Source organism: Spirulina sp. CS-785/01 (assembly GCF_028330525.1).
In the GTDB taxonomy this organism is placed as follows: Bacteria; Cyanobacteriota; Cyanobacteriia; order Cyanobacteriales; family Spirulinaceae; genus JAQMSD01.
In genome coordinates, this window is record NZ_JAQMSD010000053.1 from 1 (window position 1) to 24,998 (window position 24,998).

The 24,998-nt window shown below is 47.1% G+C and carries 17 protein-coding genes and 1 tRNA gene; 9 read left to right on the forward strand and 9 right to left on the reverse strand.

All coding sequences use genetic code 11. From position 1 onward, the window contains the following. From PN462_RS02705 to PN462_RS02715, 3 genes are all read left to right on the forward strand, one after another. Positions 1 to 265: hypothetical protein (locus PN462_RS02705; RefSeq protein WP_272126380.1), on the forward strand; the 265-nt coding region annotated here is incomplete at its 5' end. Positions 266 to 269: 4 nt separating this feature from the next. Beyond that, positions 270 to 503, forward strand: coding sequence for a hypothetical protein (locus PN462_RS02710; protein ID WP_272126382.1), 234 nt, complete (start codon positions 270 to 272; stop codon positions 501 to 503). Between the two features lie 205 nt (positions 504 to 708). Further along, positions 709 to 782: transfer RNA gene (locus PN462_RS02715), tRNA-Asp, on the forward strand. A gap of 261 nt (positions 783 to 1,043) precedes the next feature. Here PN462_RS02715 and PN462_RS02720 read toward each other — a convergent pair. Further along, the gene (locus tag PN462_RS02720; RefSeq protein WP_272126383.1) at positions 1,044 to 1,343 is read right to left on the reverse strand and encodes a ferredoxin; all 300 of its coding nucleotides are present in this window, start codon (positions 1,341 to 1,343) and stop codon (positions 1,044 to 1,046) included. A 403-nt stretch (positions 1,344 to 1,746) separates the two neighbouring features. On the opposite strand from PN462_RS02720, the gene PN462_RS02725 reads away from it, so the two are divergent. Continuing rightward, positions 1,747 to 2,730, forward strand: coding sequence for a Gfo/Idh/MocA family protein (locus tag PN462_RS02725; protein WP_272126385.1), 984 nt, complete (start codon positions 1,747 to 1,749; stop codon positions 2,728 to 2,730). A 7-nt stretch (positions 2,731 to 2,737) separates the two neighbouring features. Here PN462_RS02725 and PN462_RS02730 read toward each other — a convergent pair whose 3' ends face one another. From PN462_RS02730 to tig, 5 genes are all read right to left on the reverse strand, one after another. Then, entirely contained in the window at positions 2,738 to 3,322 is a 585-nt protein-coding gene (locus tag PN462_RS02730; protein ID WP_272126386.1) for an Npun_F5749 family FMN-dependent PPOX-type flavoprotein, read from the reverse strand. Then, a complete protein-coding gene (locus tag PN462_RS02735) occupies positions 3,323 to 4,186 on the reverse strand; it encodes an alpha/beta fold hydrolase (RefSeq protein ID WP_272126387.1) in 864 nt (287 codons plus the stop codon). It abuts the gene before it with no gap. 1 nt (position 4,187) lies between these two features. Then, the gene (clpX, locus tag PN462_RS02740; protein WP_272126389.1) at positions 4,188 to 5,531 is read right to left on the reverse strand and encodes an ATP-dependent protease ATP-binding subunit ClpX; all 1,344 of its coding nucleotides are present in this window, start codon (positions 5,529 to 5,531) and stop codon (positions 4,188 to 4,190) included. A gap of 26 nt (positions 5,532 to 5,557) precedes the next feature. Then, positions 5,558 to 6,235 carry an ATP-dependent Clp endopeptidase proteolytic subunit ClpP gene (gene clpP, locus PN462_RS02745; protein ID WP_272126431.1) on the reverse strand — a complete coding sequence of 226 codons (678 nt, stop codon included), beginning with the start codon at positions 6,233 to 6,235 and terminating at the stop codon, positions 5,558 to 5,560. A gap of 298 nt (positions 6,236 to 6,533) precedes the next feature. Then, positions 6,534 to 7,949: a trigger factor gene (gene tig, locus PN462_RS02750; RefSeq protein WP_272126391.1), complete on the reverse strand. Its 1,416-nt coding sequence runs from the start codon at positions 7,947 to 7,949 to the stop codon at positions 6,534 to 6,536. A gap of 1,272 nt (positions 7,950 to 9,221) precedes the next feature. On the opposite strand from tig, the gene PN462_RS02755 reads away from it, so the two are divergent. From PN462_RS02755 to PN462_RS02765, 3 genes are all read left to right on the forward strand, one after another. Next, on the forward strand, positions 9,222 to 10,265 hold the full coding sequence (locus tag PN462_RS02755; protein WP_272126392.1) for an aspartate-semialdehyde dehydrogenase: 1,044 nt from the start codon (positions 9,222 to 9,224) through the stop codon (positions 10,263 to 10,265). A gap of 156 nt (positions 10,266 to 10,421) precedes the next feature. Continuing rightward, entirely contained in the window at positions 10,422 to 11,306 is an 885-nt protein-coding gene (gene dapA, locus PN462_RS02760) for a 4-hydroxy-tetrahydrodipicolinate synthase (RefSeq protein WP_272126393.1), read from the forward strand. A gap of 183 nt (positions 11,307 to 11,489) precedes the next feature. After that, positions 11,490 to 13,361: a ribonuclease J gene (locus PN462_RS02765; RefSeq protein WP_272126394.1), complete on the forward strand. Its 1,872-nt coding sequence runs from the start codon at positions 11,490 to 11,492 to the stop codon at positions 13,359 to 13,361. 93 nt (positions 13,362 to 13,454) lie between these two features. Here the strand turns inward: PN462_RS02765 and PN462_RS02770 are convergent, their stop codons facing one another. Next, positions 13,455 to 15,467 (reverse strand): potassium channel family protein, encoded by a 2,013-nt coding sequence (locus tag PN462_RS02770; RefSeq protein ID WP_272126396.1) that lies wholly within the window; start codon positions 15,465 to 15,467, stop codon positions 13,455 to 13,457. A 502-nt stretch (positions 15,468 to 15,969) separates the two neighbouring features. On the opposite strand from PN462_RS02770, the gene PN462_RS02775 reads away from it, so the two are divergent. Next, positions 15,970 to 18,186: a PhoX family protein gene (locus tag PN462_RS02775; protein WP_443029045.1), complete on the forward strand. Its 2,217-nt coding sequence runs from the start codon at positions 15,970 to 15,972 to the stop codon at positions 18,184 to 18,186. 240 nt (positions 18,187 to 18,426) lie between these two features. Next, positions 18,427 to 19,707, forward strand: coding sequence for an RNA-guided endonuclease InsQ/TnpB family protein (locus PN462_RS02780; protein ID WP_272126399.1), 1,281 nt, complete (start codon positions 18,427 to 18,429; stop codon positions 19,705 to 19,707). A 13-nt stretch (positions 19,708 to 19,720) separates the two neighbouring features. Here the strand turns inward: PN462_RS02780 and PN462_RS02785 are convergent, their stop codons facing one another. Next, positions 19,721 to 22,828, reverse strand: a complete 3,108-nt coding sequence (locus tag PN462_RS02785) for a hypothetical protein (protein ID WP_272126401.1) — start codon at positions 22,826 to 22,828, stop codon at positions 19,721 to 19,723. A 257-nt stretch (positions 22,829 to 23,085) separates the two neighbouring features. Next, positions 23,086 to 24,429: a carboxyl-terminal processing protease CtpB gene (gene ctpB / locus PN462_RS02790; protein WP_272126403.1), complete on the reverse strand. Its 1,344-nt coding sequence runs from the start codon at positions 24,427 to 24,429 to the stop codon at positions 23,086 to 23,088. Between the last annotated feature and the right edge of the window lie 569 nt (positions 24,430 to 24,998).

Sequence of the window (24,998 nt, forward strand, 5' to 3'; positions counted from 1 at the left end):
CAAATGGTCTATGCGTAGCCTAAGAGATTGTGAGTCTCAACCGCATCGTTCGCGCAGCGTCTCCGCAGGAGAAGCGGTATCGACTCACCCGCTTTCCTCCCCCACCTGTTCCGAGGTGGGGGAGTCCCGCGGCTCTTTTGCTGAAGTCCCTTCCTGTGCTTTGCCGTTGACAGGGTGTTCTCGCTGGGTTTGTTTTCAAGGAGTTTTCCCCCTGTCTCACGCCGATGAGCTTGTGATGAGCAAGCTAGTCCATTATCAAAGGTGATTTTATGATGCTCCCTATTTTCCCCCTCCTCCTTCTGGTCTTTGCGTTAGGAAACCTGTTCCTATATCAACGGTCTTCTCATGATGTTTATCGGGTTTTAACCGCCGCCATTGCAGTCGTCTGTTTGATCTGGGGGTTTGCCTTAGCCCATTGGTCTATACATTTATTGAGTCTGGTTCTCCTCTTAAAGTTCCGGGATCTTCCCTTAGAACGACTAGAACGACACGCGGATAGTTAGAGTCTGGGATCATGTGCTGTTTTTCATCTATACGGACTGTTTCTAGGGGGTTGGGTTGCGCGATCGCGTGATCTACCCCCATTCACAACACCAATCGCTTCAAACGCCCACCCTTGCCCGCTTTACGCCCTATTTCAAAAAAAAATCGCAAGTTGCTTGACACTCAAAAATAGGTGTGATTATAATGGTAACTGCGTCAAAACAAGGGACTGTAGTTCAACTGGTTAGAGCACTGCCCTGTCACGGCAGAAGTTGCGGGTTCGAATCCCGTCAGTCCCGTCTCTTGTTCGATGAACAATTCATAATCATCAACTCATAATCGTGGCTGAGTGATTTAAGCATTCAGCTATTTTTGCTTGGTTCGTTGTTGCTTTTTTCGTACTAAGCTCGCTTACGAGCTTCTTTAAATCCCTTAACCCGTTCTTATGGGTTAAAACCCAAGGTAACTCAGCACAAAGCCAAGAGGTATCCTATGAACAGGATACCTCTCTTACTCGTCAATTCACCTGTTAATTAACGTCAATGAATTAACCAATTACCTTAGTAGAGTTCTTCTTCTTGGTGAGTAATGATGGTGCAATCAGAAGTCGGGTAAGCGACACAAGTTAACACATAACCTGCTTCGATTTGATCATCATCTAAGAAGGATTGGTCAGATTGGTCAATGCTGCCAGATTCCAGTTTACCAGCACAGGTAGAGCAAGCCCCTGCCCGGCAGGAATAAGGAAGGTCGATCCCTTGCTCCTCAGCATAGTCAAGAATGTACTCATCATCAGGGACTTCGAGAGTGGTGTTCAGACCTTCAGCATCATTCTTTAACGTAACTTTATAACTAGCCATAAGCGTCTCCTCTTTGTTAAATGCTTTAATCTGCTTTCCAGAACAGTGTTCTGAGCAAGGCACACTTTTGATACTACGGGAAAAAAACGACAAGTCTAGTCCGCATTAGTAATGAAATTATGAATTCTTTTTAACATAAGAAAACTTTATCGAGCCTTTCTGAAAATCAACCCACATTCAGATGCACCTTGTAGTTTCTGTAATACCGTTGTGTACAGAGTTTTTCTGCCTAGCGAAGGACAGCAAACCGTCTAAAATTACTTTATTCTTATAATAAATATATTTTATATAAAGAAATACTATAAATAGGCATCAAGAACAGCCAGTTCAACCATTCCCTCGAAAGACACTCTGAGCTACAATAGAAAGCCCCCATCTCCAGCACGAAAAGTGAGTTTAACCCATGAAATCCTTGCAAGCCCCCGTTAATATTGGCATTGTTGGCACGGGATACGCCGCCCAACGCCGTGCTGAAGCCTTCAGTGAGAATCCCAGAGCGCGAGTGCTGGCGATCGCAGGTCATACCCCCAGCACCACCCAAACCCTCGCCCAACAACACAACGCCCAAGCCGAGGAAAGCTGGGAAAAATTAGTCCGTAACCCCGACCTAGACTTAGTGGTCATTTGTACCATTAACCGAGATCATGGCAAAATTGCCCGAGCCGCCCTAGAAGCCGGAAAGCACGTCCTCTGCGAATATCCCCTCTCCCTCGACTCCGCAGAAGGCAACGCCCTCCTGCAATTTGCCCAAAGCCAACAAAAACTCCTCCACGTCGAACATATAGAAATCCTCGGCAGTCTCCACCAAACCCTCAGAGACTATCTCCCCAAAATCGGCGAAGTCACCTACGCCCGCTACACCACCATCACCCCCCAAACCCCAGTAGCAGGACGCTGGACCTATCACTACGACTATTTTGGCTTTCCTTTTGCGGCAGCCTTATCCCGCATCCATCGCTTTACCCATTTATTCGGCGAAGTGTCCGCCGTCAGCGGCCAAGCCCGCTTTTGGGATAGTCCGGCCCCCCACTACTACACCGCCTGTCTGTGTACCGCCCAACTCCGCTTTTCCCAAGGGTTAGTCGCGGACATCACCTACGGCAAAGGGGAACAATTTACCCACGGAGGGCGCACCTTCGAGGTCTATGGGACAGAAGGAACATTAATTTTTGACACCGAAGGAGGCCGCTTAATTCGTCATAAAGAAGAAACCCCCATTCAACTGGGCAGTCGTCGCGGTTTATTTAATGCCGATAGTCAACAAGTCTTAGACCACCTCCTCGACGGCAAACCCCTCTATATTGAACCCACATCGAGTTTATATGCCCTTTCCGTCGCCCATGCTGTGCAACAGTCTGCCCGTAGTGGGGAAACTATACGGTTATAGGGGGAGTTCACGGATTGACTTCCTGTACCTCCCAGACTTCCTCCCCCGTTAACCTGTAAATGGTGCGGTTTTGGGGATTTCCCCGCAACGTTAAATAATCTACCACCTGGGGATTAAGTAAAACTAAAATAAAAGTATCTAAAGGCATTGTAGGATCAGGAGTAGGTGAAGAAAATGGCTCAGTATCCTCCACTCTCGCTGTTTTGGGAGTCGGCCACGCAAACTGCATTCTGGCCGCATCTGAGATATTTTGCCACGTCTGGAGACGTGCTTTTTGTAAGTCTTCATCGGGATAAGACGCACCCACTAGGGTTAACTCACCCCCCATGCGAAACTGTTCCCTTGTTTTTGAGAAATACCAACAAATCTCACCCCAGTTTTTAGCTTCAATTTGCTCTATTTTCTCACTGCGACTATCAGTAATAATTTTAATTTGGTTACTCTGCTCTAAAAAATCCCGAAAGACCACGGTGCGGTTTTTCGGGTAGCCTTCCGGTGTCACTGTTGCTAACTGAAAATAACGGGATTCCCGTAAATTTCGACTTTTATAAAGAGAGCGAGCAAGAATAGACCGCCACGGTGCTAAATTCATTTACCCATTTAAAAATTCTTGCACAGCCTGATCATAAGTTTCTCGATCTTCTAACATCGGGAAATGGGCCGTATTCGGTATCTCTACATACTGCACAGTCTCCGGATTTAAACTAACAGCACGCTTGGCCAATTTAGTGGGAATAATAATATCCTCTTTTCCCGCAACAAGTAGGGTTGGCACATCTAAACTCGCAAACGCCTCTGGCATTTCTTGCGCCGCTTGTTGACTCACTGCCGTATAAATAGTCCCCACGGCAGCCTCATAATCCGCTTCTAAATAATCCTCTAAAAATTCCCGATTAATCTGATCTTCTAAAGCACGATGCACAAACCGCGCCATAAATAAACGCCCCGCTAAGGGAACTTTTAAAAACCAATTATAGCGGAGTTTAACCACCACCGTCCCCGCTTTATGAAAGGCTGGAAAGGTAATGGGATTATAGGCAAAAACCCCACTACAAGTTAAAATTAATTTCTCCACGCGCTGGGGATAACGACTGGTAAAGAGGGTAGCAATGGAAGCCCCCACGGAATGACCATTGAGATAGACTGTTTCTAAGCCCAATTGGTCTAAAAAGATGGCCAAATCCTCCACATATTCGCCCATTTCGTAGCTTGTCGTGGGTAGGCTATCGGGCAAGCGAGAGCGACCAAACCCCCGTAAATCGTACAATAAACAGTCAAATTGGGGGGCAAATGCTTGGGCGGTGGTTTCCCAATAGCGGGATGATCCCCCCCAGCCGTGGACAAAGACTAAGACGGGTTTATGGGTGTCACCCTCTCCTTGGCGTATCCATCGGTAATAATGATCAACGCCTCGAATATTGACGGTTTGCTGGGTTTTCTGTTCGGTAAACTGCATCTTACGCCGATTCAGGTTTGGGCATGGAGGAGGGATGGAGTAATAACTCAGCCGTGGAGCGTTGTTCCACCATTTCCGGGGTGACAATACAGTGATGAACGTCTTTACGGGAGGGCAATTCGTACATCACTTCCAACATGAGTTCCTCGACAATGCCTCGTAATGCTCTTGCTCCGGTTTTGCGTCGGTAGGCTTCCCGGGCAATGGCTTCCACGGCTTCTGGTTGAAACTCCAGTTGTACGTTATCCATCCGTAACAGCTTCTGATACTGTTTCACCAGTGCATTGCGCGGTTGAGTGAGGATTTCCATTAAGGCTTCCTCGTCTAAGGGGTTTAAGACGGCGGCCACGGGCATCCGGCCAATAAATTCGGGAATTAAGCCAAATTTAACTAAATCTTCCGGTTCTAAACTTTGGAGGACATCGGCGGTTCGTTGTTCTTTCGAGGGGGTTTCCCCGGGCCGAACAAACCCCATGGATTTTTTCCCGGTGCGTTTTTCGACGACTTTATCTAGGCCCACAAATGCCCCGCCGCAGATAAAGAGAATGTTTCCGGTGTCGATTTGAATACAGTCTTGATAGGGGTGTTTGCGTCCGCCTTGGGGGGGAACGTTGGCTACTGTGCCTTCGAGCATTTTCAAGAGGGCTTGTTGTACCCCTTCTCCGGACACATCTCGCGTAATGGAGGGGTTTTCGCTCTTGCGGGCGACTTTATCAATTTCGTCGATGTAGATAATGCCCCGTTGGGCTTCTTCTACGTCTAAGTCCGCCATCTGTAGCAGCCGGAGTAAGATGTTTTCCACATCTTCCCCCACATACCCAGCTTCGGTGAGGGTGGTGGCATCGGCTACCGCAAAGGGAACTTCTAAGATATGGGCGAGGGTTTGTGCTAAGAGGGTTTTCCCCGAACCTGTGGGCCCGATGAGCAGAATGTTGGATTTTTGCAATTCTACGGCATCTGACTCATAGTTTCCCTTACTGTTTTTCGAGTGAGTGACGCTCAACCGCTTATAGTGGTTATAAACGGCAACAGATAAGACTTTTTTCGCTTCGTCTTGGCCGATCACGTGTTCGTCTAAATATTTTTTGATTTCCGTGGGTTTGGGAATCTGACTCAGTTTTAAGGGTTCTGAGGGCGATCGCCGCTTGGCCACGGGTTCTTCTGAACGGGAGACGGGTTGCGGGGCTGGACTTGCCGAGTCGATTAGTTCCTCATCTAAAATCTCGTTACAAAGCTCAACACATTCGTCACAGATGTAAACTCCAGGCCCGGCAATGAGTTTACGGACTTGCTCTTGAGATTTCCCGCAAAAGGAGCATTTTAGATGGGAGTCGTATTTCGGCATATTAACCTCTTTTGTTAATTAGTTAATTAAGTGAGTGCAGTAGCAGGAATTTCTACAAGGGGCATATTGGGTTGGGTTATTACTTTGTCGATCAATCCATAATTCGCTGCCTCTTTGGCCGACATAAAGAAATCTCGCTCGGTATCTTCGGCGATTTTGTCATAGGGTTGCCCGGTGTGATCAGCGAGGATGTTATTAATTTGTTCTTTGATATAAAGAATTTCTTTGGCTTGAATTTCAATGTCCACGGCTTGCCCTTGCGCTCCGCCGAGGGGTTGGTGGATCATAATTCTTGAACTGGGTAAGGCCATGCGCTTTCCAGGTGCGCCGCCAGTCAGTAAAAATGCTCCCATACTGGCTGCAATGCCGTAACAGATGGTGACGACATCGGGGCGAATTTGCTGCATGGTGTCGTAGATGGCCATCCCGGCATAGACTGATCCCCCAGGGGAGTTAATGTAGAGTTGAATGTCTTTTTCCGGGTTTTCGGCTTCGAGAAAGAGGAGTTGCGCTACGACCGTATCAGCCACTTTATCATCGATCGCGCTACCGAGGAAAACAATATTTTCTCGCAACAGACGAGAATAAATATCAAAGGCTCGCTCTCCCATTCCCGACTGTTCCACTACCATGGGGACAACGGCTTGGGAGCGGGTTGGAGATTGGGGGGAAGACCCTTGATAATTCCCCCCCGGATTCCCCATCCTGTCCGGGTTTTGTTGGCTTTCCATAACTTGGCTTTCCATAACTTGGCTTTCCATAACTTGGCTTTCCATAACAGGGTCTCCTCTCTCTGGGTCGAGGGAAGACAAGTTGTAAGGGTTATGACTCCAAGGGGTGGAGTTTTGCGATCGCGATTCTATCATTCGCTTTTTTTTACTTAACCAGTCGTTAGGTTGACTTCTCTTAATCACTATTATGCCCTATGTCCCCGGAACAATGGAGAAGAATCCCAAAAAAAAGATTTAGTTCTTGGGACTCATCAGGAAGGGTGAAGATATTTTATTCTTCTTCAACGACTTCCACCTCTGCTTCCACCGCTTCCCCTTCGGGTTCGGATGCTTCGGCTTCGCCTTCTTCGTCCCCTGCTTCTTGGCTCAATGTGCCTTCGGGAACTAACTCTACAGTAATATTTTCCCGTAACCAGTTGAGGGCGGTTTCTTCTTTTAGTTCATCGTTGACAAATTCGCGCACCCGGTCCATATCAAGCTGGCGATCGCGCATTTGCTCAACAATTTCCCCCACTCGTTTTTCCACGGCCTCCGAGTCCACCTCTAAAGACTCCGTTTCCGCAATTTTTTGCAAGGCCAACGAGGCTTTTAACCGCTTCTCCGCTTCCGGACGCGCATTTTCCTTGAGTTGCGGCATAATCTCGGAGGACATCATCTGCTGAATATCCAAACCATACTGCTGCATCTGCATCGCCGTCTGCTGCACCAAAACATCCGTTTCCCGGTCCACCATCGTATCCGGAAGCTCCACCTGGACAATTTTGAGTAAAGCATCCGTAATGGCCGCCTCAACATTGCCTTTAGTCGCTTCTTCCGCCTGTTCTTGGTACTGCTTCTCTAAATGCTCCCGCAATTCGGCCATGGTTTCAAACTCACTGGCCTCCTCGGCAAACTCATCATCGAGTTCCGGCAATTCCTTCTCTTTCACCTCATGGAGAGTCACAGTAAAAATTGCCTCTACTCCCGCTAAATCCTCTCTGGCGTAGTCTTCCGGGAACTGCACCGGAATCTCCTTCATCTCCTCCGGTTTCATCCCCACAATCCCTTCAATCAAATCTTCAAGGAATTTCCCAGACTCTAACTCTAACTGAAAATCCGTCGCCTCAGCCCCCGAAATGACTTCACCTTTACCACCATTTTCATCTTTAAGCTGTCCCTGATAGTCCACCATCACCACATCTCCCCGTTGGGCCCGACGATCTTCAACCGGGACCAAAGTGGCCATCTGACTCCGTTGACTATCTAAAAATTCATCCACCTGACTGGGATCATATTCTTTCTTCTCCGCCGTCACAGACAATCCCTTATAATCTCCCACTTGCGGTTGGGGTGGCACATCCATCGACGCAGAAAACGTCAGGGGTTCACCCGGTTTAAAGGTTTGGATCAATTCATTGATATCTGAGATTAACTGATAATTGCCCAGAACATTAATCTTTTCTTGTTCCACAGCCTGTTCTAAGCCATCTTGAATCAGTTTTTCTAGGGCTTCCGCTTTCACCCGATCAGGCCCAATCCGTTGCAGTAAGATATGACGGGGGACTTTGCCTTGGCGAAACCCAGGCAACCGAACCGAACGAGAAAGCTCCTTAATCACTTTCTCATACACTTGTTTCGACTTGTCGGCAGGGATTTCAATTTCGAGGCCAATTTTGCTGGCGGGTAATGTTTCCTGGGTAACTTTCATGGACGCTTCAATCTTCCAATTTATAGATCAACGTGCAACTGTTGTGCAAATTCTGATTGTACGGGTCGAAGGGGGTTTTTGAAGACCCTCTTTGGGGTATCCCCTTTTCTGTTCTCTGCTCTCAATACACGCTAACCGCCAATCATCTCGAATGACGGGAGAGAGAGTCAACCCTTTCTCACCCGTTTTCAACGGAACAGGACAGACTCTAGCCACAACTGGACTGAGGATGACAAGCATCCAGGCTGGAGTCGTGAGAGCAATCCCCCCAACTATCCTATCAACTCTGCTCTGATTCGAGGGATTCTCGTTAAACTTAATTGAGAGCATCGGTTCTCAACTATCCACCATCAACTCCTCCATCTCCCGACTAGGGAACTCCGGAACTGAGAACAGGGCAGTGGTTCAACTATCCACTATCAACTCCCCCATCTCCTCCATCTTCCTAGAGAGGGAGGTTTGTGCTATATTGCTCAATCAATGGAATAGAGTTAATATAAATTAACAGTCAGCGAAATCAAGACTTGATCGTGACATTCTTTAGCAATTTTGCTATAAACTATAAATATTAAAATTTATTAATGAATAATCTCTATTCTTAATTAATTTTTAAAGACTAGATGTTAAAGATTAAAATACTTAACGTTGAACTCAATTCAGTTCCAGTCAACCAAGCCCACACAAAATTCTCGCAAAATTCTCTCAATCTCCCATTAAAGGGAGGGTTATTAATCCTGAGTATGATATAATTGATCAATTGTTAGCAAGTAAAATAAAAAACGCAAAATTAGATAAACCATCAAGACTCGCTATCTAGATTAAAAACTTAAAAAGTAAAAATCTAGAACTTAACTTAATAGAGAAGAACAGATAATCTCAAATTGAAAAGCAATGTAAGCAAATACAATAGATTTAAGGTAAAATAGAATCAGGAAAAGCGCGTTAGCTTTTTTGGATATTGATAACATTTTCATTCGTTTAATTATTTCCGTCAACTAGAATCGGAATTACTGTTGAAACCATTATTTTATTAGATAACGTTTATTTAAACCCGTTTAATCAAACAACCCTATGATTGATAAAAATTATTTATAGAACAGATCAAACCCCAAAGCCAGTAAATTTCAAGTGATCAAGTCCAGTGATAAAGTCAAGTAATAAAACCTAAACTTTAAACTTAAACTCGTAAAACCTCAAAACCCTTAATCCAACTCTAATCTGAAATAGAGTTAATGTCGCAAATTGTCACCATTCAACTTGGAGGAAAACAGCTTGTCTAAACCCACTCGTGTCGCCATTTTAGGAGTAACCGGAGCAGTCGGAAGCGAACTTCTACAACTGTTAGAGGAGCGTAACTTTCCCCTTTCTTCCTTAAAATTGCTTGCCTCTCCTCGTTCTGCGGGGCGAACCTTAGACTTTAAAGGAGAAAGCCTCACCGTAGAAGCAGTTAATGAAAACGCCTTTCAAGACGTTGATCTCGTCTTAGCCTCTGCGGGGGGAGCAACCTCAAAAACTTGGGCCAAAAAAGCCGTGGACGCTGGAGCAGTCGTCGTTGATAATTCCAGTGCCTTTCGGATGGATAAAAATGTTCCCTTAGTTGTTCCAGAAATTAACCCAGAAGCAGCCGCCAAGCATCAGGGAATCATTGCCAACCCGAACTGTACCACGATTTTAATGGGGGTAGCCATTTATCCCCTGCATAAAATCCAAACCATTGAGCGCATTATCGTCGCCACCTATCAGTCGGCCAGTGGTGCAGGGGCCAGAGCCATGGAAGAATTGCGCGTCCAGTCTCAAGCCATTTTAAACGGAGAAACGCCCCAAGCAGAAATCTTACCCTATCCCATTGCCTTTAACTTATTTCCTCATAACTCGCCATTAAGTGAACAGGGGTATTGTGAGGAAGAACTGAAAATGCTCAAAGAAACCCGTAAAATATTTAGTGAACCGGACTTGCGGGTAAGTGCCACTTGTGTGCGTGTTCCGGTGTTACGCGCTCACTCGGAAACCATTAACTTAGAATTTGCCCAACCGCTTACCATTGAACAGGCCAAAGAAGCCATTTCACAAGCCCCAGGAGTGAAACTCGTCGAAGACTGGCAGAAAAACTATTTCCCCATGCCCATGGAAGCGAGTGGCCAAGATGATGTCCTCGTAGGCCGCATTCGTCAGGACTTATCCCACCCCAACTGTTTAGAACTCTGGCTGAGTGGGGATCAAATTCGCAAAGGGGCCGCCTTAAATGCGGTACAAATTGCAGAATTATTAGTCGAGAAAAACTGGTTAACCCCGCAACAACAGCGAGTTTCTGTGTAAGCGAGGCGAACATTTTTAAGGCCATCGTGAGGTTTTGCCAGTGCTAATTCGCCAAGAATATTGCGCCCAAGGCGAACCCCATCATTCAAGTCGAGAATGGTATGACGACCCATCCAACAACAAATATCCACCAACAACAAGGAGTGAACAATTAGTGTGAGTGACTTTGGTAACGTTATAACCGCAATGATCACGCCGTTTACGGCAGATGGTCAAGTCAACTATCCCGTTGTAGAAAAACTGGCCGCCCATTTAGTGGCCAACGGCTCAGACACCGTGTTAGTCTGTGGTACAACCGGAGAATCCCCCACCCTCACTTGGGAAGAAGAACACGACCTCTTTCAAGTCGTCCAAAAGGCCGTGGGGTCCAAGGGGAAAGTTATTGCCGGGACTGGATCAAACTCCACCGCAGAAGCGATTGAGGCCACCGAAAAAGCCGCTAAACTGGGATTAGATGGCACATTACAAGTCGTTCCCTACTACAACAAACCTCCCCAAGAGGGCTTATATCAGCATTTTAGTGCCATTGCCAAAGCCGCCCCAGACTGTCCTGTGATGCTCTATAACATCCCTGGGCGGACGGGGACTCGCCTCAGCCCTGAAACCGTTGCTAAACTCGCGGAAATTGACAATATTGTTGCTCTCAAGGAAGCCAGTGGCAGCGTTGATATTACCAGTCAAATGCGCCTTGTCACTCCTCCCGACTTTAGTATTTACTCTGGGGATGACTCTCTCACTCTGCCTATGTTATCCGTCGGGGGTAAAGGGGTTGTCAGCGTCGCCAGTCACTTTGTCGGAAATAGTCTGCGGGAAATGATCCAAGCCTACCAAAACGGCGACCCCCAAACCGCGCAAAAACGGCATATTCAACTATTTCCCCTCTTTAAAGCTCTATTCTGCACCACTAACCCTATTCCGACTAAAACGGGTTTAAAACTGCAAGGGTGGCAAGTGGGGCCCCTGCGTCTGCCTCTGTGTGATCCCACCCCAGAACAAGAACAGCACATTAAAGAAGTTTTACAGAAACTTAATTTGCTCTAACTCTGCATGACTCAAGAATTTGCGGTGTGTTCAGCTTAAAAATTGCTCTCAACCCTTGTTCTCTAAGACATGAACAAGGAATGAACCTCCTTGCCCTGTTAACAAATGTCAAAACCTGTGAACCAAGTGAACGTGACTTCTAAACCCACGAAAAAACCAATCAAAAAAAACAGCCAAAATAACATGAGTAATAACGGTAGTAAAAACGGTAAACAGCCCACCCTGAGAATTATTCCTTTGGGAGGACTCCACGAAATCGGGAAAAATACCTGTATTTTCGAGTATGGGGATGAGATGGTTCTCTTAGATGCGGGAATTGGTTTCCCGACGGACGGAATGCACGGCATTAATGTGGTCATTCCTGATATGAGTTATGTCCTCGAAAACCGTCATAAAATTAAAGGGATGATTGTCACCCACGGTCACGAAGACCATATTGGGGGTATTGTCTATCATCTCAAACAATTTGATATTCCGGCGATTTATGGTCCTCATTTAGCGTTAAATTTACTCAAAGATAAGTTAGCTGAAGCGGGACTGGAGCAACGCACGGAACTGCATAAAGTGAAACCCCGTGATGTGGTGCGGATTAGTCCGTCTTTTGTGGTGGAATATATCCGAAATACCCACTCTATCGCTGATAGTTGTACGGTGGCGATTAATACTCCTTTGGGGGTGGTGATTCATACCGGAGATTTCAAAGTTGATCATACTCCTGTGGATGGGGAACATTTTGATCTGCAACGGTTAGCGGAACACGGGGATCAAGGGGTGCTGTGTTTGTTGAGTGACTCCACTAATGCGGAAGTGCCGGGTCATACTCCGTCGGAATATTCGGTTTATCCTAATTTGGACCGGGTGTTTTATCAAACCCCTGGACGGTTATTTGTGACTACCTTTGCGTCCTCGGTGCATCGGGTGAATATTATTTTGCAATTGGCTGAGAAGCACAATCGGAAAGTGTTTGTGGTGGGTCGGTCGATGTTGAATGTGATTGCCCATGCGCGGGAGTTGGGGTATATCAAATGTCGGGATGATTTGTTTGAACCGTTGAAAGGGTTGCGGAGTATTCCCGATGAGAAAGCGTTAATTTTGACTACGGGGTCCCAGGGGGAAACCTTGGCGGCCATGACGCGCATTGCGAAGGGGGAACACCGTCATATTGATATTAAGAAAGGGGATACGGTGGTGTTTTCGGCGAATCCTATTCCGGGGAATACGTTGGCGGTGTGTGATACCATTGACCGCTTGATGATGAAAGGGGCCGAGGTGATTTATGGCCGTCATCATGGGATTCACGTTTCGGGCCACGGGTCTCAAGAGGATCATAAGTTGATGTTAGGGTTGACGAAACCTAAGTTTTTTGTCCCGGTTCATGGTCAGTATCGGATGTTGGTGAAACACGCTCGTATGGCTCATAAGATGGGGATTCCCGAAGAGAATACGGTGATTATTGATAATGGGGATATTGTGGAGTTAACGCGCGATCGCATCCAAATCGCAGGCCAAGTTCCGTCGGGGATTCAATTTGTGGATAATGCCGGGGTGATCCATGATGGGGTCATGGAAGAACGGCAACAACTGGCGGAGGATGGTGCTGTGACGGTGGCCGTTGCGGTGGACGGTCATTTACAGATGTTGGCTAATCCGGAAGTGCATTTGCGCGGGGTGGCGAGTATGATGGAGCGATCGCTGTTTCAACAACTGGTGGTTCGCACCGTTGAACGCATTTTAAGCGAACAGGGACAAAATTTTGTCAACCATCCTAAAGGTAAAACCGTTCAAGTGGACTGGGATGGCTTAAAAGACGAACTGCAAAGCAGTATCGAACGCTTGGCCCGACGCGAATTGCGGTGTCGTCCTCTGGTGGTTTTCCTGTTACAAACCCCAGAAGATCAAGCACAGGATACTTCCCCTGTAAAACCGACTTCTCCCAAGTCTAAACCCAAGAAAACGGCAGCTAAAGCGGAGAGTACCCCAACTAAAGCGGGAAGTACCACAACGGTTAGCACTCCCCGACGACGGAGACGTTCTGCGGCTTCTGCTGCTTCATAATTAATTGGGTTGTTGGTTGTTGGTTCTTTGTGACAAAGGAAACAGGGAGTTATCAACCAATGACCAATGACTAATTACTAATTACCAATGACTCTAAATTAAAACCGCCTGAATGCGGGCTTTTGTGAGTTCTCTGACTAGGCGTTGGCCTTGGTGTTCATAAAAGGGAGAGGGCCAAGTAGCGGGTAACTGTGTCATAAAATTTCGGGCTTCTCCGAGGGGACATCCTGACACCCTCGCCAAAATATTTGCCCCTTCAAAGGCCGCCGTTGTGGAGTTGACTTTCTTAATTTGAACGTGCCACCGTTTAAGGAACATACTGCCAATTTCGACCCGGCGTAACCCTTCTATGGTGGCTAAAACTACCAAGCGATCGCCGATTTCCACCCGGACATCATCCCAAGGCATAAAACGGGGTGAGGCCGGGGGTTTTTGGTGTAACAGAGGCACGACCCCGTAACCATAGGCAATATCTCCCAGTAATAACCCATGTAAGGTGTCAATAGCTTCAATTTGATATTCCGTCACCAAAATAGTTTGTTGATCAAAGCGAAATAAACTGAGAATCTTTTCCCCAAAGGCCGCCCCAGCAAAGGCTTCCGCCATCACAGCATAGGTACATAAAACCTGCGCTTGGGGCAAAATGGTGGAGAGGTGGCGACTCAACCGTTGGCCATAAGTCCGAATCGCTAAACGAGTATTGGGGTTTACCTCATAGGCCATTAAAGCCACCTCTAAATTAACAATTTCATCATCCGTAGCCACGACAACGCTTTTCGCCGTGGCAATATTACTTTGGGGGAGAGCGTGTTGGAGGTTGCCCTTAATTAAGGGAATGTGCGGTAAGAGGTTCAGGTCAAAATGAGTATTGAGGGTAATACCCACCAAGGGCTGTTTAAAGGTTTGCAGTAACCGGGCCACCCGTTGTCCCACTCGGCCTAGGCCAATAATCACTACATGATCTTGACTGGGAATGGGAGGGCGTTTTTTGGTGAATTGAAATTGAGAGGAGAGGAGGGCCTCGGTGAGTAACGCATAGAGGACTCCCACAAAAGCAGTCCCCGCAATGGTTAAACTCAGGGCAAAAAGCTGTAATTGCCAAGGAATATCCGGTTGAGCGAAGTTAGAAAACAGATCGCCATATCCCCCTAATAATAAAATAGCTGTGTAATAAAAGGCAGTCACTAGGGACGTTTCGGGGGTATAGAGATGAAACAAAATTGTGCCAAGGCCGAGTAAACAGAGGATAATGAAGCCGGAAAAGAGGGAAACCCGGCGTAATTGTTGCTGAAAACTGAGTTGCCAAAATTGGCTGAGTTGTTGCTGGACATTGCGCCAAGTGAATTGTTGCCACAGATGTTGCCAGCGTTGGCGTTTCTTGGCTTGACTGGCGAGGACTTCTTTTTCTTGTTGATGGATGAGAAATTGATCGGCGGTTTCAACATAAACGAGGGTATCTGCCGAATGAAGATAGGTGTCGGGATGCCAATTATAAAAGGATGGGTAGGTGGGTTGATAGGCGGGGAAATAGAGGAGGAGGCGACGGTGACGGTGGTTGAGGTCCCCTAGTTGGCGGGTGTTCACCCAGGGATGATGGGAGGGGAGGGTTTGTTTTACCACGCGCAACCATTGGCCATCGAGGTTGAAAAAACCGAGGGTATCTGTTCCTAGGGCAGCAATGGCAAAGGCCGCGGCTGGCAGTTGTGTGGGTTCAAAGGCGGTAAAGTTGCCGAGTTGCTGGCTGAGGAGTTGATTGAGGTTATGTTTCCCGGAGCGAATGACAAGACGGGTGTGGGGGTTGAGTTGACGAATTGCGATCGCAGTTTCAGCGTTCACTCGTTCATTACTGGTGACAATTAAAGCAGCCCGACAGCGTTCAATTTGAGCTTGTTCCAAGATTGTATCTTGGCAACAATCCCCAATAATTAATTGTTTGAGTAACTTGTGACAATTGGGAATTTCCCACTCTTGGGGCAAGGTTTGTTCAATGGCAATTACCGGAACACCAAACTCTTTGAGGGCAACAATACAATGTTGTCCTAAACTGCCTAATCCCAACACAAGAAAGTGATCTAGGGGGTTAGATGAGGGGGGCTGTGTGTCCATACCTTACTGGGTAATGGGTAATAGGTAATAGGTACTAGGTAATAGGTACTAGGTAATGGGTAATAGGTACTAGGTAATAAGTGATAGGTAATAGGTACTAGGGAATAGGGAATAGGGAATAGATAATTGGTGATTAGCATCCGAAGGTCGAAGGTAGTAGGCAGAGGGAAGTCAAGCTAAAAAGAAGGTCAGGAACTAATCACAGCAAAGCTTTTAGCCAACTTTCAGCAATTTTTAGTTTCTGGAAAGTCATTGTTTGGTTTGAACCGACAATCTAGAATCGGCAACCCAATATTAAGCCCTAAAACGAAATATTAAGCCCTAAAACGAACTTTAACGGGAATTTTTCCGTTTCTTAACCTGTTGATAATATAGTACGCTTACCTTGAACGGTGTTTGCCTATGTAAAACGATTAAGCTGCAATTCTACTCTCGGTAGATTGAGTAGAACCCAGTAGAACATAGAACAAAACAAATAAGATTTCAAAAATAAAGATTCTTTATGGGAATGAAACGCCGTAATTTTCTCCTTTTCTTGGGTGCAAGTGCGGGCAGTGTGGCCTTAAACTCACTGGCCTCTCCCCCCCGTCCGGGGACTTCCATGGCTTTTTCCGGAGAGGCCCTAGCTGCAACTCCGAACGGAATGAGCTTTTCTCCGGTTAAATTGCCAATTCCATTAGGGATTGAGAATTTATCCAAAGACCAACAAATTAGTGATTATAGTCGCTTCACCGTCCAAGATGACATGGTATTACCGGACGGTTTTACCTATGATGTCATTGCCGCTTGGGGCGACTCCGTAGGCAATTCTCGCTTTGGGTACAATAACGACTATCTTTCCTTTGTCGAGACGGGGCCCAATGAAGGCTTTTTAACCGTTAATTTCGAGTATATTAGCGGGGCAACCTGGGCGCAAACTTACCCCCAAGTCATTGGCAAAGACCTCCCCTTAGAAGAAATTAAAGGGAAAGGGGAGATTGATGTTTTTGCCCTAGAGGAGGGGGATGAGTTAAAAGAGAAATGTGTTGCGATCGCTAAAGAAATGATGACCGACCTCGGCATTGGGATTATTTCCCTCCGTCGAAACAACAACGGTCAATGGGTTCGCACCAACAGCAACGCAGACCGCCGCATTAACGGCATTTCCGGCTTAGAAGACGGGAATTATGTCTCCGCCACTGGCCCGGCCATTGCCGTCTTCACCAAGGAGAATAAACTGGGTTATGATGACGGCCTTGGGAGTCGTATTATTGGCACATTTGACAACTGTGCCGGAGGGACTTCCCCTTGGGGAACGGTTTTTAGTGCCGAAGAAAACTACCAAAACCACCTCTACGAACCCGTCATGGCCGACGGTTCATCTTATAGTCCCAGTAAAATGCCCTTTAAACTGGCCGATGACAGCGAACATGGGGGAGGGAATGCCCTAGGGTATGCCAGCAACAAATATGGCTGGATGGTTGAAGTTGATCCCGCTAACCCCAACGACTACGGCACTAAACACAGTTGGTTGGGCCGTTATCGTCACGAAGCCGTCGGGTTTAATGTACAAGCCGGGAAACGATTGGCCATTTATTCAGGGTGCGATCGCAGGGGCGGACACCTCTATAAATTCGTCTCCGACAACACCGTCCGCACCCCCCAAGACAAAGCCAACTCCCGTCTTCTAGAAAACGGAATGCTCTACGGGGCGAAATTTTATCCCAACGGCACAGGAAAATGGGTCGCCCTCACCCCCGACACCCCCGTTGATCCCATCCTTCCCTCCCAAGTGGCCGGCGGGATGATCACCCTCCCCAACCCCAACCGGGAAGAAGGCGGCATCATCAAAGTCACCGATGACGCAGAAGCCAAAACCTTCCAACGTCAATTCCGCACCCTCGGTGACATTTACCAAGGCAACAACACCGAAAAACAAGGGGCCATCCTCATTGATGCCCACTTCGCCGCCACCGCAGCCGGAATCACCACCACAGCCCGTCCTGAAGATACCATTATCGGCCCCGATGGCACACTCTTTATCGCCTTCACCTCCGGTTCTCCTGGGGGTGACGGTGGCCCCGATACCGATATCTTTCAAGGGCCAAACGGAGAAACCCCCTATGAATATGGTTGGATTGTCAAATTAATCGAAGACGAAAACGAACCCGCCGCCATGAGCTTCCGGTGGGAAAGCCTCGCATTGGGGGGAGAACCCGCAGAAGGGGGCGCAGGGTTTGCCAACCCCGACAACCTCGAAGTTGATCAAGGGGGGAATGTTTGGATGGTGACAGATATTTCTACCAGTAAACAAAACAACGCCATCCCCTCCCGCATAGAAGGCAGCAACGACAACAAAACCCCAGTGAGTCAGAGTGCCTTACGGGGTTTATTTGGGAATAACTCCATTTGGTTCATTTCCACCTCTGGAGACAATGCAGGAGAGGCGTATCCCTTCGGCATTGGACCGATGGAAACCGAATGCACTGGGCCCTTTTTCACCCAAGATCAACAAACCCTCTTTCTTGCCGTCCAACACCCCGGAGAAGTCCACGGCATTCGGCAAAACGGGGCTAGCGAAAGCCGTAAATTTGCGGTTAAAACCACGGATGGGGAGGAGTTCATGCAAACGCGGACTGTGCCGTTAGGGTCCAATTGGCCCGGAAAAGGACGCAATGATCCCCCAAAACCCGCCGTTGTGGCTATTCGTCGTTTAGATAATCAGTCGATAAGCGTATAGGCTGATGTTTGGTTGTCTGTGAGAGTCATTAACAGGCAACCAAGCTATGATAATTGATGAACCACAAAGACACAAAGGACACAAAGCAGTAAGTCGAATCGCCACAAACAACAAACAACAAACAACAATTACCAAAAAATTTTGGGTCTAAAGCCTCGCCCTTTTAGGGCGACTTTTACCCGTTGAATTCACGCTCTAAGAATTTATGCTATAGTATTTTAATGATTGGTTAGTCGAGCTATGTTAGTCAGAGAAGCCAAGCTCAAAGACGGTACGCCAGAACAGTATCAAGCACTTGATGAAGCCATCCGCACAGGACAATTCATCAGAAATAAGTGCTTGCGCTTGTGGATGGATGCTGAGAAGGTTTCTAGAGCTAAGATGCAAGCTCTCTGCAAAGACTTAGCTCAAGAATTTCCTTTTGCTAAGAGACTGAATAGTATGGCTCGACAAGCTCACGCGGCTCGTGCTTGGACTTCGGTTCAACGCTTCTATGAAAACTGTCGTAACGGCGTAAAGCCTGTAGGTTATCCTAAGTTTAAGAAGCATAGTCGCTCCGTTGAATACAAAACCAGTGGCTGGAAACTATCAAAAGACGGTTTCCATTTAACTTTCACTGATGGATTTAAAGCAGGAACTTTTTCTCTCTATTGCAACAGCAAAGCCAGAGAGGATATTCTCACAAGCAAAATTAATCGGGTGAGGGTCATTCGCCGTGCTGATGGGTATTATGCTCAATTTTGCTTAGATGTAGAAAGAGTTGAAGAGGGAACATATACAGGAGAAGTAGTTGGCATCGATCTAGGTCTAAAGTATTTCATCAAAGACCAAAACGATAACCAAGTCATTTATCCTCAGTTCCTCAGAAAGTCCGAACACAGACTCAAAAAACTCCAACGTCGTCTGAGCAGGAGACATCGACAAGGCAAGAAGCAGTCAGCTAACTACTACAAAGCACGCCAGCAACTCGGAAAACAGCACCTTAAAGTTCAACGCCAACGTAGAGACTGGGCGATTAAGCAAGCTCAGGCGTTAGTGGCATCTAACGATGTCGTGGTGTATGAAGATTTGAAGGTGGCTAACTTAGTTAAGAATCATAATTTAGCCAAATCCATTTCTGATGCAGCATGGAGTCAATTCACAGACTTTCTCGACTACTATGGAAAGGTTTGGGATAAGGCAGTCGTAGCTGTTAACCCTGCTTTCACTAGCCAAGACTGTCATAACTGTAGACACCGAGTTAAGAAGTCTTTAAGCACTCGAACTCATAAGTGTCCTCATTGTGGAATTGAACTCTGTCGGGATACCAACGCTGCGCTCAATATTCTTAGGCGTGGGATGGAAATCCTCGGAATAGAATGGAATCAAGGTACGGGAGGGCATCCCGAAACCTCCGAGAAATCGGGAACGACTGGGGAGACTCCCACCTCTGTTGATTCAGGGAAACTTGAATCAGTAAGTGGTGTCGCTGAACCAGTAATTTCGGAATCTGTGAAGACCGAAGAATCACCGTCCTTCTAGGACGGTGAGTATGTCAACGCATACTTCCTTGGGATAAACACCACAATAACCGAGGACATTGATCGACCAAGACATCTAACTTACGGGGGGAAAGAGTTAAGAGACTACAATCGGTTTTGGCAATAGCGGTAAAGGGAGTGACTTGATTTTCAATAAAGGCTAATCCGCCAAAATCTTGTCCGACTCCTACTTCCACTAAAAGGGGATCATCACTGGGTTTTAATAAGACTGTTCCCCGATAAATGACGTGCAGGAGTTCTAATCCCCGTTTTCCGGAACAAATTATCTCTCCGGCATGGATGTCTTTTTGATTAAAAACTCCGTTAATGACTTCTAACTCATCTAAGGATAAATGTTGAAATAAGGCGGTTGTTTTTAAGAAAAATAATTGGGAAATAAACCAATCTTGCTCTGGGAATTCTTCTTGTTGTCCGGTGGAGAGGGACACCGCCACCCGTTGGACTAAGGGATCAAAATCATTGAGCAGAAATTCTGGGACTGCTTGTTGGCGGTGAGAGAGGACACATAAGGCCGCCAAGCGAATCCAGCGATTTTTGGTTTTGAGGAGGGTTAAGAGTAAATTCTCTTGGGAGATACTGGGGGGGACTTCTGTTGGGGGGTCTCGGTCTGGGTTTTCTAAGAGAGGGAGTAAGGGTAAGACAAACCGCCGATGTTCAAAGGTGGATAAGAGTTCTAAGGCATTGGCCCGTAAACGGCGATCTGGGGATTTTCCCCGCACTCCGGTCTGTAAAATAGGCCGGATTTCTCGGAATGTTCCTTCTTGGTCAATGACAGAGAGAATGTAAAAAATGCGGTGAATGAGGGTTTGGTGGAAGTCGTTGAGAATTAAGCGCACAAACCGCCATTCGGAGGGGTAGGGGGGCAGTTGTTCGAGCCATTGCTGGGTTTGGGGTAAGAGTTGTAAGTCGGGTTTGACGAAGTTGTAGAGGATATCGACGGCCCGTTTTGTGCCGACTTTGGCAATGGCTGCAATGGCCATATCTACGACTTCAAAGCGTCGAGAGGCTAGATAAATTTTGGCGACGGATAGCCCTTGTTCGCCATAGTTGGCTAAGGCACTGGCAGCCCACAGTCGGACGGCTAAGTTACGATGTTCTAATCCGACGGCCACATCGAGTAAGAATTGGGGACTACGGACAGTTCCGACCAGTTTTAGGGCGACGGCCCGCACGAGGGGGTCAAAACTGCTTAATTTGCTGACGGCCATTTGTGCTAAAGGGCTTTCTCCAGGTCGGGCTAATAAGGCTAAGGTGTCTAACCCCTCTCGCATGACTTGTATGGAGGCGTTGGCGACGATTTGTTGTAGGAGGGGAATAAAGCGGCGGTTGCGGGTGGTGCGAATGGCGCGAATGACGGCTAATTCTAGGTCGGGTTCGAGGTCTTCTTCCCAAAAGAGGGTACAGCTTTCTTGGATGTTGGGGTCTTCGCTTTCGACGGCGGTGGCTGCTACACAAGTGAGCGATCGCAGTTGTCGATTAGAGGTATCTAATAAACGCCGCAGTTGCTGATCGGTAAAGGAATATTGAGTCGCAATCAAGACTTCTAAGGCGACGCATTGCCGGGGGGTATCGGGAATTTTTAATTGTTGGAGGAGATAATTTTGTAGGTCGGAATGATGACATTTGCGGAAAAAATGAATGATCCCCTGATGAATTTGGCTATCGGCAGAGATAAATAGGGGATCAAGATAGGGCAAAATGGCTTTGGGGTTGTCTAACCGGGAGGCTAAGGCTAATCCTAAAATTTGCTGATCCCGATCTTGACTGATTAATAAGTCTTGGACATTGCCAGTGTAAGGGGTGGGGAGGTGGCGTAGTCCTTCGCTGACATCTTCCCATTGTACTGAACCTGTCCGTAATAAGGAGAGTAGCGAGGCTAAGTAACTTTTGCTCATGCCATACCGCACTAGCAAAAATAAGCCACTCAAGACTACCCCAACGAGGGCAATTTCTACGGGAGTTAGCCATTGTCGCACAACTCCCAACAAGATTCCGGCTAAGGCTAACCCTAACGCATAAAAAAGACCATTGGCGATCGCGCGAACTTGTCCCACTAACCGATAAGGAACGGCATTAAAATTCAAGTTATGAATGGGCTGATTGGTACTATCATCTAAGCCATCGTTATTTAAATTGGCCAATACCCCCATCACTAAGTTAAACTGCAACGCCAACCCCACAAAACTCAGTAAGGTGGTGAAGGGGTAAACCAAGTTCATCCGCGTTACCCCAAACCGCTTTAAAAGGGGTCTGGTGACGCAGTAGAGGACAAAAAGGGGTAACAGGTTGTTAACCACCCGCATCAGCCCTAAAAAGCGCGTTAAACTGCGATCATCGGTAAAGGCTTCGGCATAGATGCGTAGGTAGAGAAATTCTGACGTAATATAGAGCAGAATAAACAGACTGGTACTCCCGGCTAAAAAGAAAATAACCGGATATTGTTTCAGCAGTTGGGGTAAATTCCGCCAACTGAGTTGGGTTTTCGTCTTTTCCTCACTATAACCTGGTGCAATGGGGGTAATTGTCCGTTCTAGATAACAAAGTTGCAAAAAGGTGATCCCATACAATAGGGGCAATCCCAATAACATTTGTTCATTGGTAAGCGGTTGAGCTAAAATGCTGGCCAGTCCTCCCCCCAAGAGTCCTCCAATGGCCATGGCCATGCGTAACCAGTGGGTGTAGCGTTTCCAGTCGAGGGTGGTGAAATAATCGGTGACAAGACTCGGTAAGAGGACTTCTAGGGTTAAAATCCATTGAATATAAGCCCCAATATGCAGGACAAAGTAAATGGGGAGGGTATCTAGAAATAAGAGTCTTTGCAGGATTAAAACTAACAGGGTGGCCCCAATGAGTAAGTAGCGAAATAAGCGGGGACGACTGGTATTATCAACGATACGAGAAATGCCAGTATAAATGGGAAATGCGGCAACTCCCATCATGAGGTAAGACAAGGGCAAGTATTCTACTCCGGCATGGGAGAGAAAGAGGGATGTGCCGAGGGTGAGGGAAAAGATGCTAAAGGTGGTGGCAGAAACCGCTAATAACAGCAAATTGATCAGTTTGCTGTTTTTTCTTTTTGGGTTAAGTTCCTGCTCTGGCATGGTTTGTTGTTTGTTTTTGATTATTTGTTATTGGTTATTTGTTATTTGTTATTTGTTGCCATTCGACTTACTGCTTTGTGTCCTTTGTGTCTTTGTGGTTTATCAATTATCAACTATCAGACGAGCGCAAATGAAAAAGCGATCGCTGCCTTGATAAAGGCCAAAGCCTTTACTCTGAACGGTGCGATCGCTCCTTTTCTTGATCACCCTTCCTTCTCTATACTCCCTAAACCGGAAGCATAGGAGAAAATCCTCTATTATTGCTCCTCGCTGGGAAGTTCCTCTTCTAACAGTTGGCGAATACTAATCGGTTCGGGTTCGCTGGGAATACTTTCTCCTAACACCCGACTTTCTAGGACATTGAGAGCTTGGCGATATTGGGGGTCTTGTCCAGTCCCGAAGGCACTAGGGTTAGACCGTAATAAGCGTTGTTGTTCGTGGGTTAAGTTTAGTTCAATATCAGGGGCGATCCCTTGTCCATTAATATTAACTCCACTGGGTGGATAGTAGCGAGAAATCGTGACGGCCAAGCCGGACTCGTCGGAAAGGGAGTGAACAGATTGCACTGTGCCTTTCCCATAGGTTCTGGTCCCCACAATGGTGGCCCGACTGTTATCTTTTAATGCTCCGGCCAGAATTTCGCTGGCACTGGCGGAGTTCCCATCTACGAGAACTACTAAGGGGAGGTCGCTGAGGGCGGTGTTATTGGCGGAATATTCTTGGTTTCCTCCCAGGCGGTCCACGGTGCGGACAATTGTGCCTTGGGACATCCACATTCGCGCAATGTCCACGCTGGCAAAGAGAAGGCCGCCGGGGTTGCCTCGCAGGTCCAGGACGAATCCTTGGACATCTTGGGATTGTAACCTTGCGATCGCTTTCTCCATTTGTTCGGCAGCGTGGGAACTAAATTCATCAAGTTTTAAGTACCCTACGCGCACTCCGTCTTCTTCTTTAATGGAGGCATGGAGGACGGGGACTTCGACTTGGGCCCGGGTGAGGGTGACTTCGTAGAGTCCTTGGTTGGGCCGGGTGAGTTGGAGGGTGACTTCTGTTCCTTCTTCTCCTTGTAGTAGTTCGGCGGCCTGTTCGACGGTCATCAGGGAGGTGTGTTGGCCGTTGATTTTTAAAATGCGATCGCCTCGTTCAATTCCGGCACTTTTGGCCGGGGATTCGTCTAAGGCTTCCACGACGGTTAAAACACTGTTGCTTTCATCCACCACCAAACGAAGACCAATGCCGGAGAGTTCTCCGGTGGTTTGACTGGTGAGATCAGCAAATTGTTCGGGGTTGAGAAAGCGGGTATAGGGATCACCGAGATCACGGAGGGCTTCTCGAATGGCACTGTAGGCATCTTTATGGCTGCTATACTCCTCACTGAGGAGTTCTTGCCGTTTCACTTGCCAGTCTTCTTGGTCAAAGTCACGACCGACAAATTCGTTATTCACGATTTGCCAGACTTCATCCACAATGATTTTGGGGCTATCTTCTAGGGCGACTGCTTCGGGGGTGGGAGTCCCCAATAATGCTAGTCCGGTGGCGGCTAGGGTTGCGATCGCGCAGCGTCTCCCTAGGAGAAGCGCACTTTGGCCCAGTAACTTCAAAATCGCTGAATCAAACTGGGGATGTGACTTGGCTGAATGACACTGTATTGGATGGCATGGGATGAAACGTTTAGCAAAAAAGGGTCGGGGTTGAGACGTATTGTTCATGGAACAGTGGGCTAACAAATGATATGAACCAAGGCAATTTGCTTTATATTCTATGGGGTTGGTCTGGATGAAAAAACTAAAGTTTTTCCAAACTCTCTCCGGGTTAGGGATGAGAGGTTCATCTAAACTACCCCCCAAAACGGAATACGGTGAATTGACTAAACTGGTGATACACCCCCTGCGTTTTGAGGTTAACCAACCTACGGAAAGATGACCGATGCTGTCGTGCCAGTTTTACCATTGTCTCCCGTGACTGGATTGTTCACAGGGATTAGGTTTTGTTGCCAGTTTAAATCCTTTTTTTGACGAGAGACTAGACAATGGAGTTTAACCGTGTTATAATGAAAGTTTGCAATTTTTTTTAGTATTTTCCCTTTCATCTCCAACAATTGCTGAAACTGCAATTGTTAGTTATATGTCCCCTGACAGCAAAACCCTTCCCCCTTCGCTAAGGAAAATAG

Coding starts and splice junctions, on each gene's coding strand:
- PN462_RS02735 (WP_272126387.1), bottom strand. CDS start 4,186: ATGCAGTTTACCGAACAGAAAACCCAGCAAACCGTCAATATTCGAGGC.
- PN462_RS02770 (WP_272126396.1), bottom strand. CDS start 15,467: ATGGACACACAGCCCCCCTCATCTAACCCCCTAGATCACTTTCTTGTG.
- PN462_RS02725 (WP_272126385.1), top strand. CDS start 1,747: ATGAAATCCTTGCAAGCCCCCGTTAATATTGGCATTGTTGGCACGGGA.
- PN462_RS02765 (WP_272126394.1), top strand. CDS start 11,490: ATGAGTAATAACGGTAGTAAAAACGGTAAACAGCCCACCCTGAGAATT.
- PN462_RS02780 (WP_272126399.1), top strand. CDS start 18,427: ATGTTAGTCAGAGAAGCCAAGCTCAAAGACGGTACGCCAGAACAGTAT.
- PN462_RS02775 (WP_443029045.1), top strand. CDS start 15,970: ATGGGAATGAAACGCCGTAATTTTCTCCTTTTCTTGGGTGCAAGTGCG.
- PN462_RS02720 (WP_272126383.1), bottom strand. CDS start 1,343: ATGGCTAGTTATAAAGTTACGTTAAAGAATGATGCTGAAGGTCTGAAC.
- clpP (WP_272126431.1), bottom strand. CDS start 6,235: ATGGGGAATCCGGGGGGGAATTATCAAGGGTCTTCCCCCCAATCTCCA.
- tig (WP_272126391.1), bottom strand. CDS start 7,949: ATGAAAGTTACCCAGGAAACATTACCCGCCAGCAAAATTGGCCTCGAA.
- PN462_RS02730 (WP_272126386.1), bottom strand. CDS start 3,322: ATGAATTTAGCACCGTGGCGGTCTATTCTTGCTCGCTCTCTTTATAAA.
- PN462_RS02785 (WP_272126401.1), bottom strand. CDS start 22,828: ATGCCAGAGCAGGAACTTAACCCAAAAAGAAAAAACAGCAAACTGATC.
- PN462_RS02710 (WP_272126382.1), top strand. CDS start 270: ATGATGCTCCCTATTTTCCCCCTCCTCCTTCTGGTCTTTGCGTTAGGA.
- clpX (WP_272126389.1), bottom strand. CDS start 5,531: ATGCCGAAATACGACTCCCATCTAAAATGCTCCTTTTGCGGGAAATCT.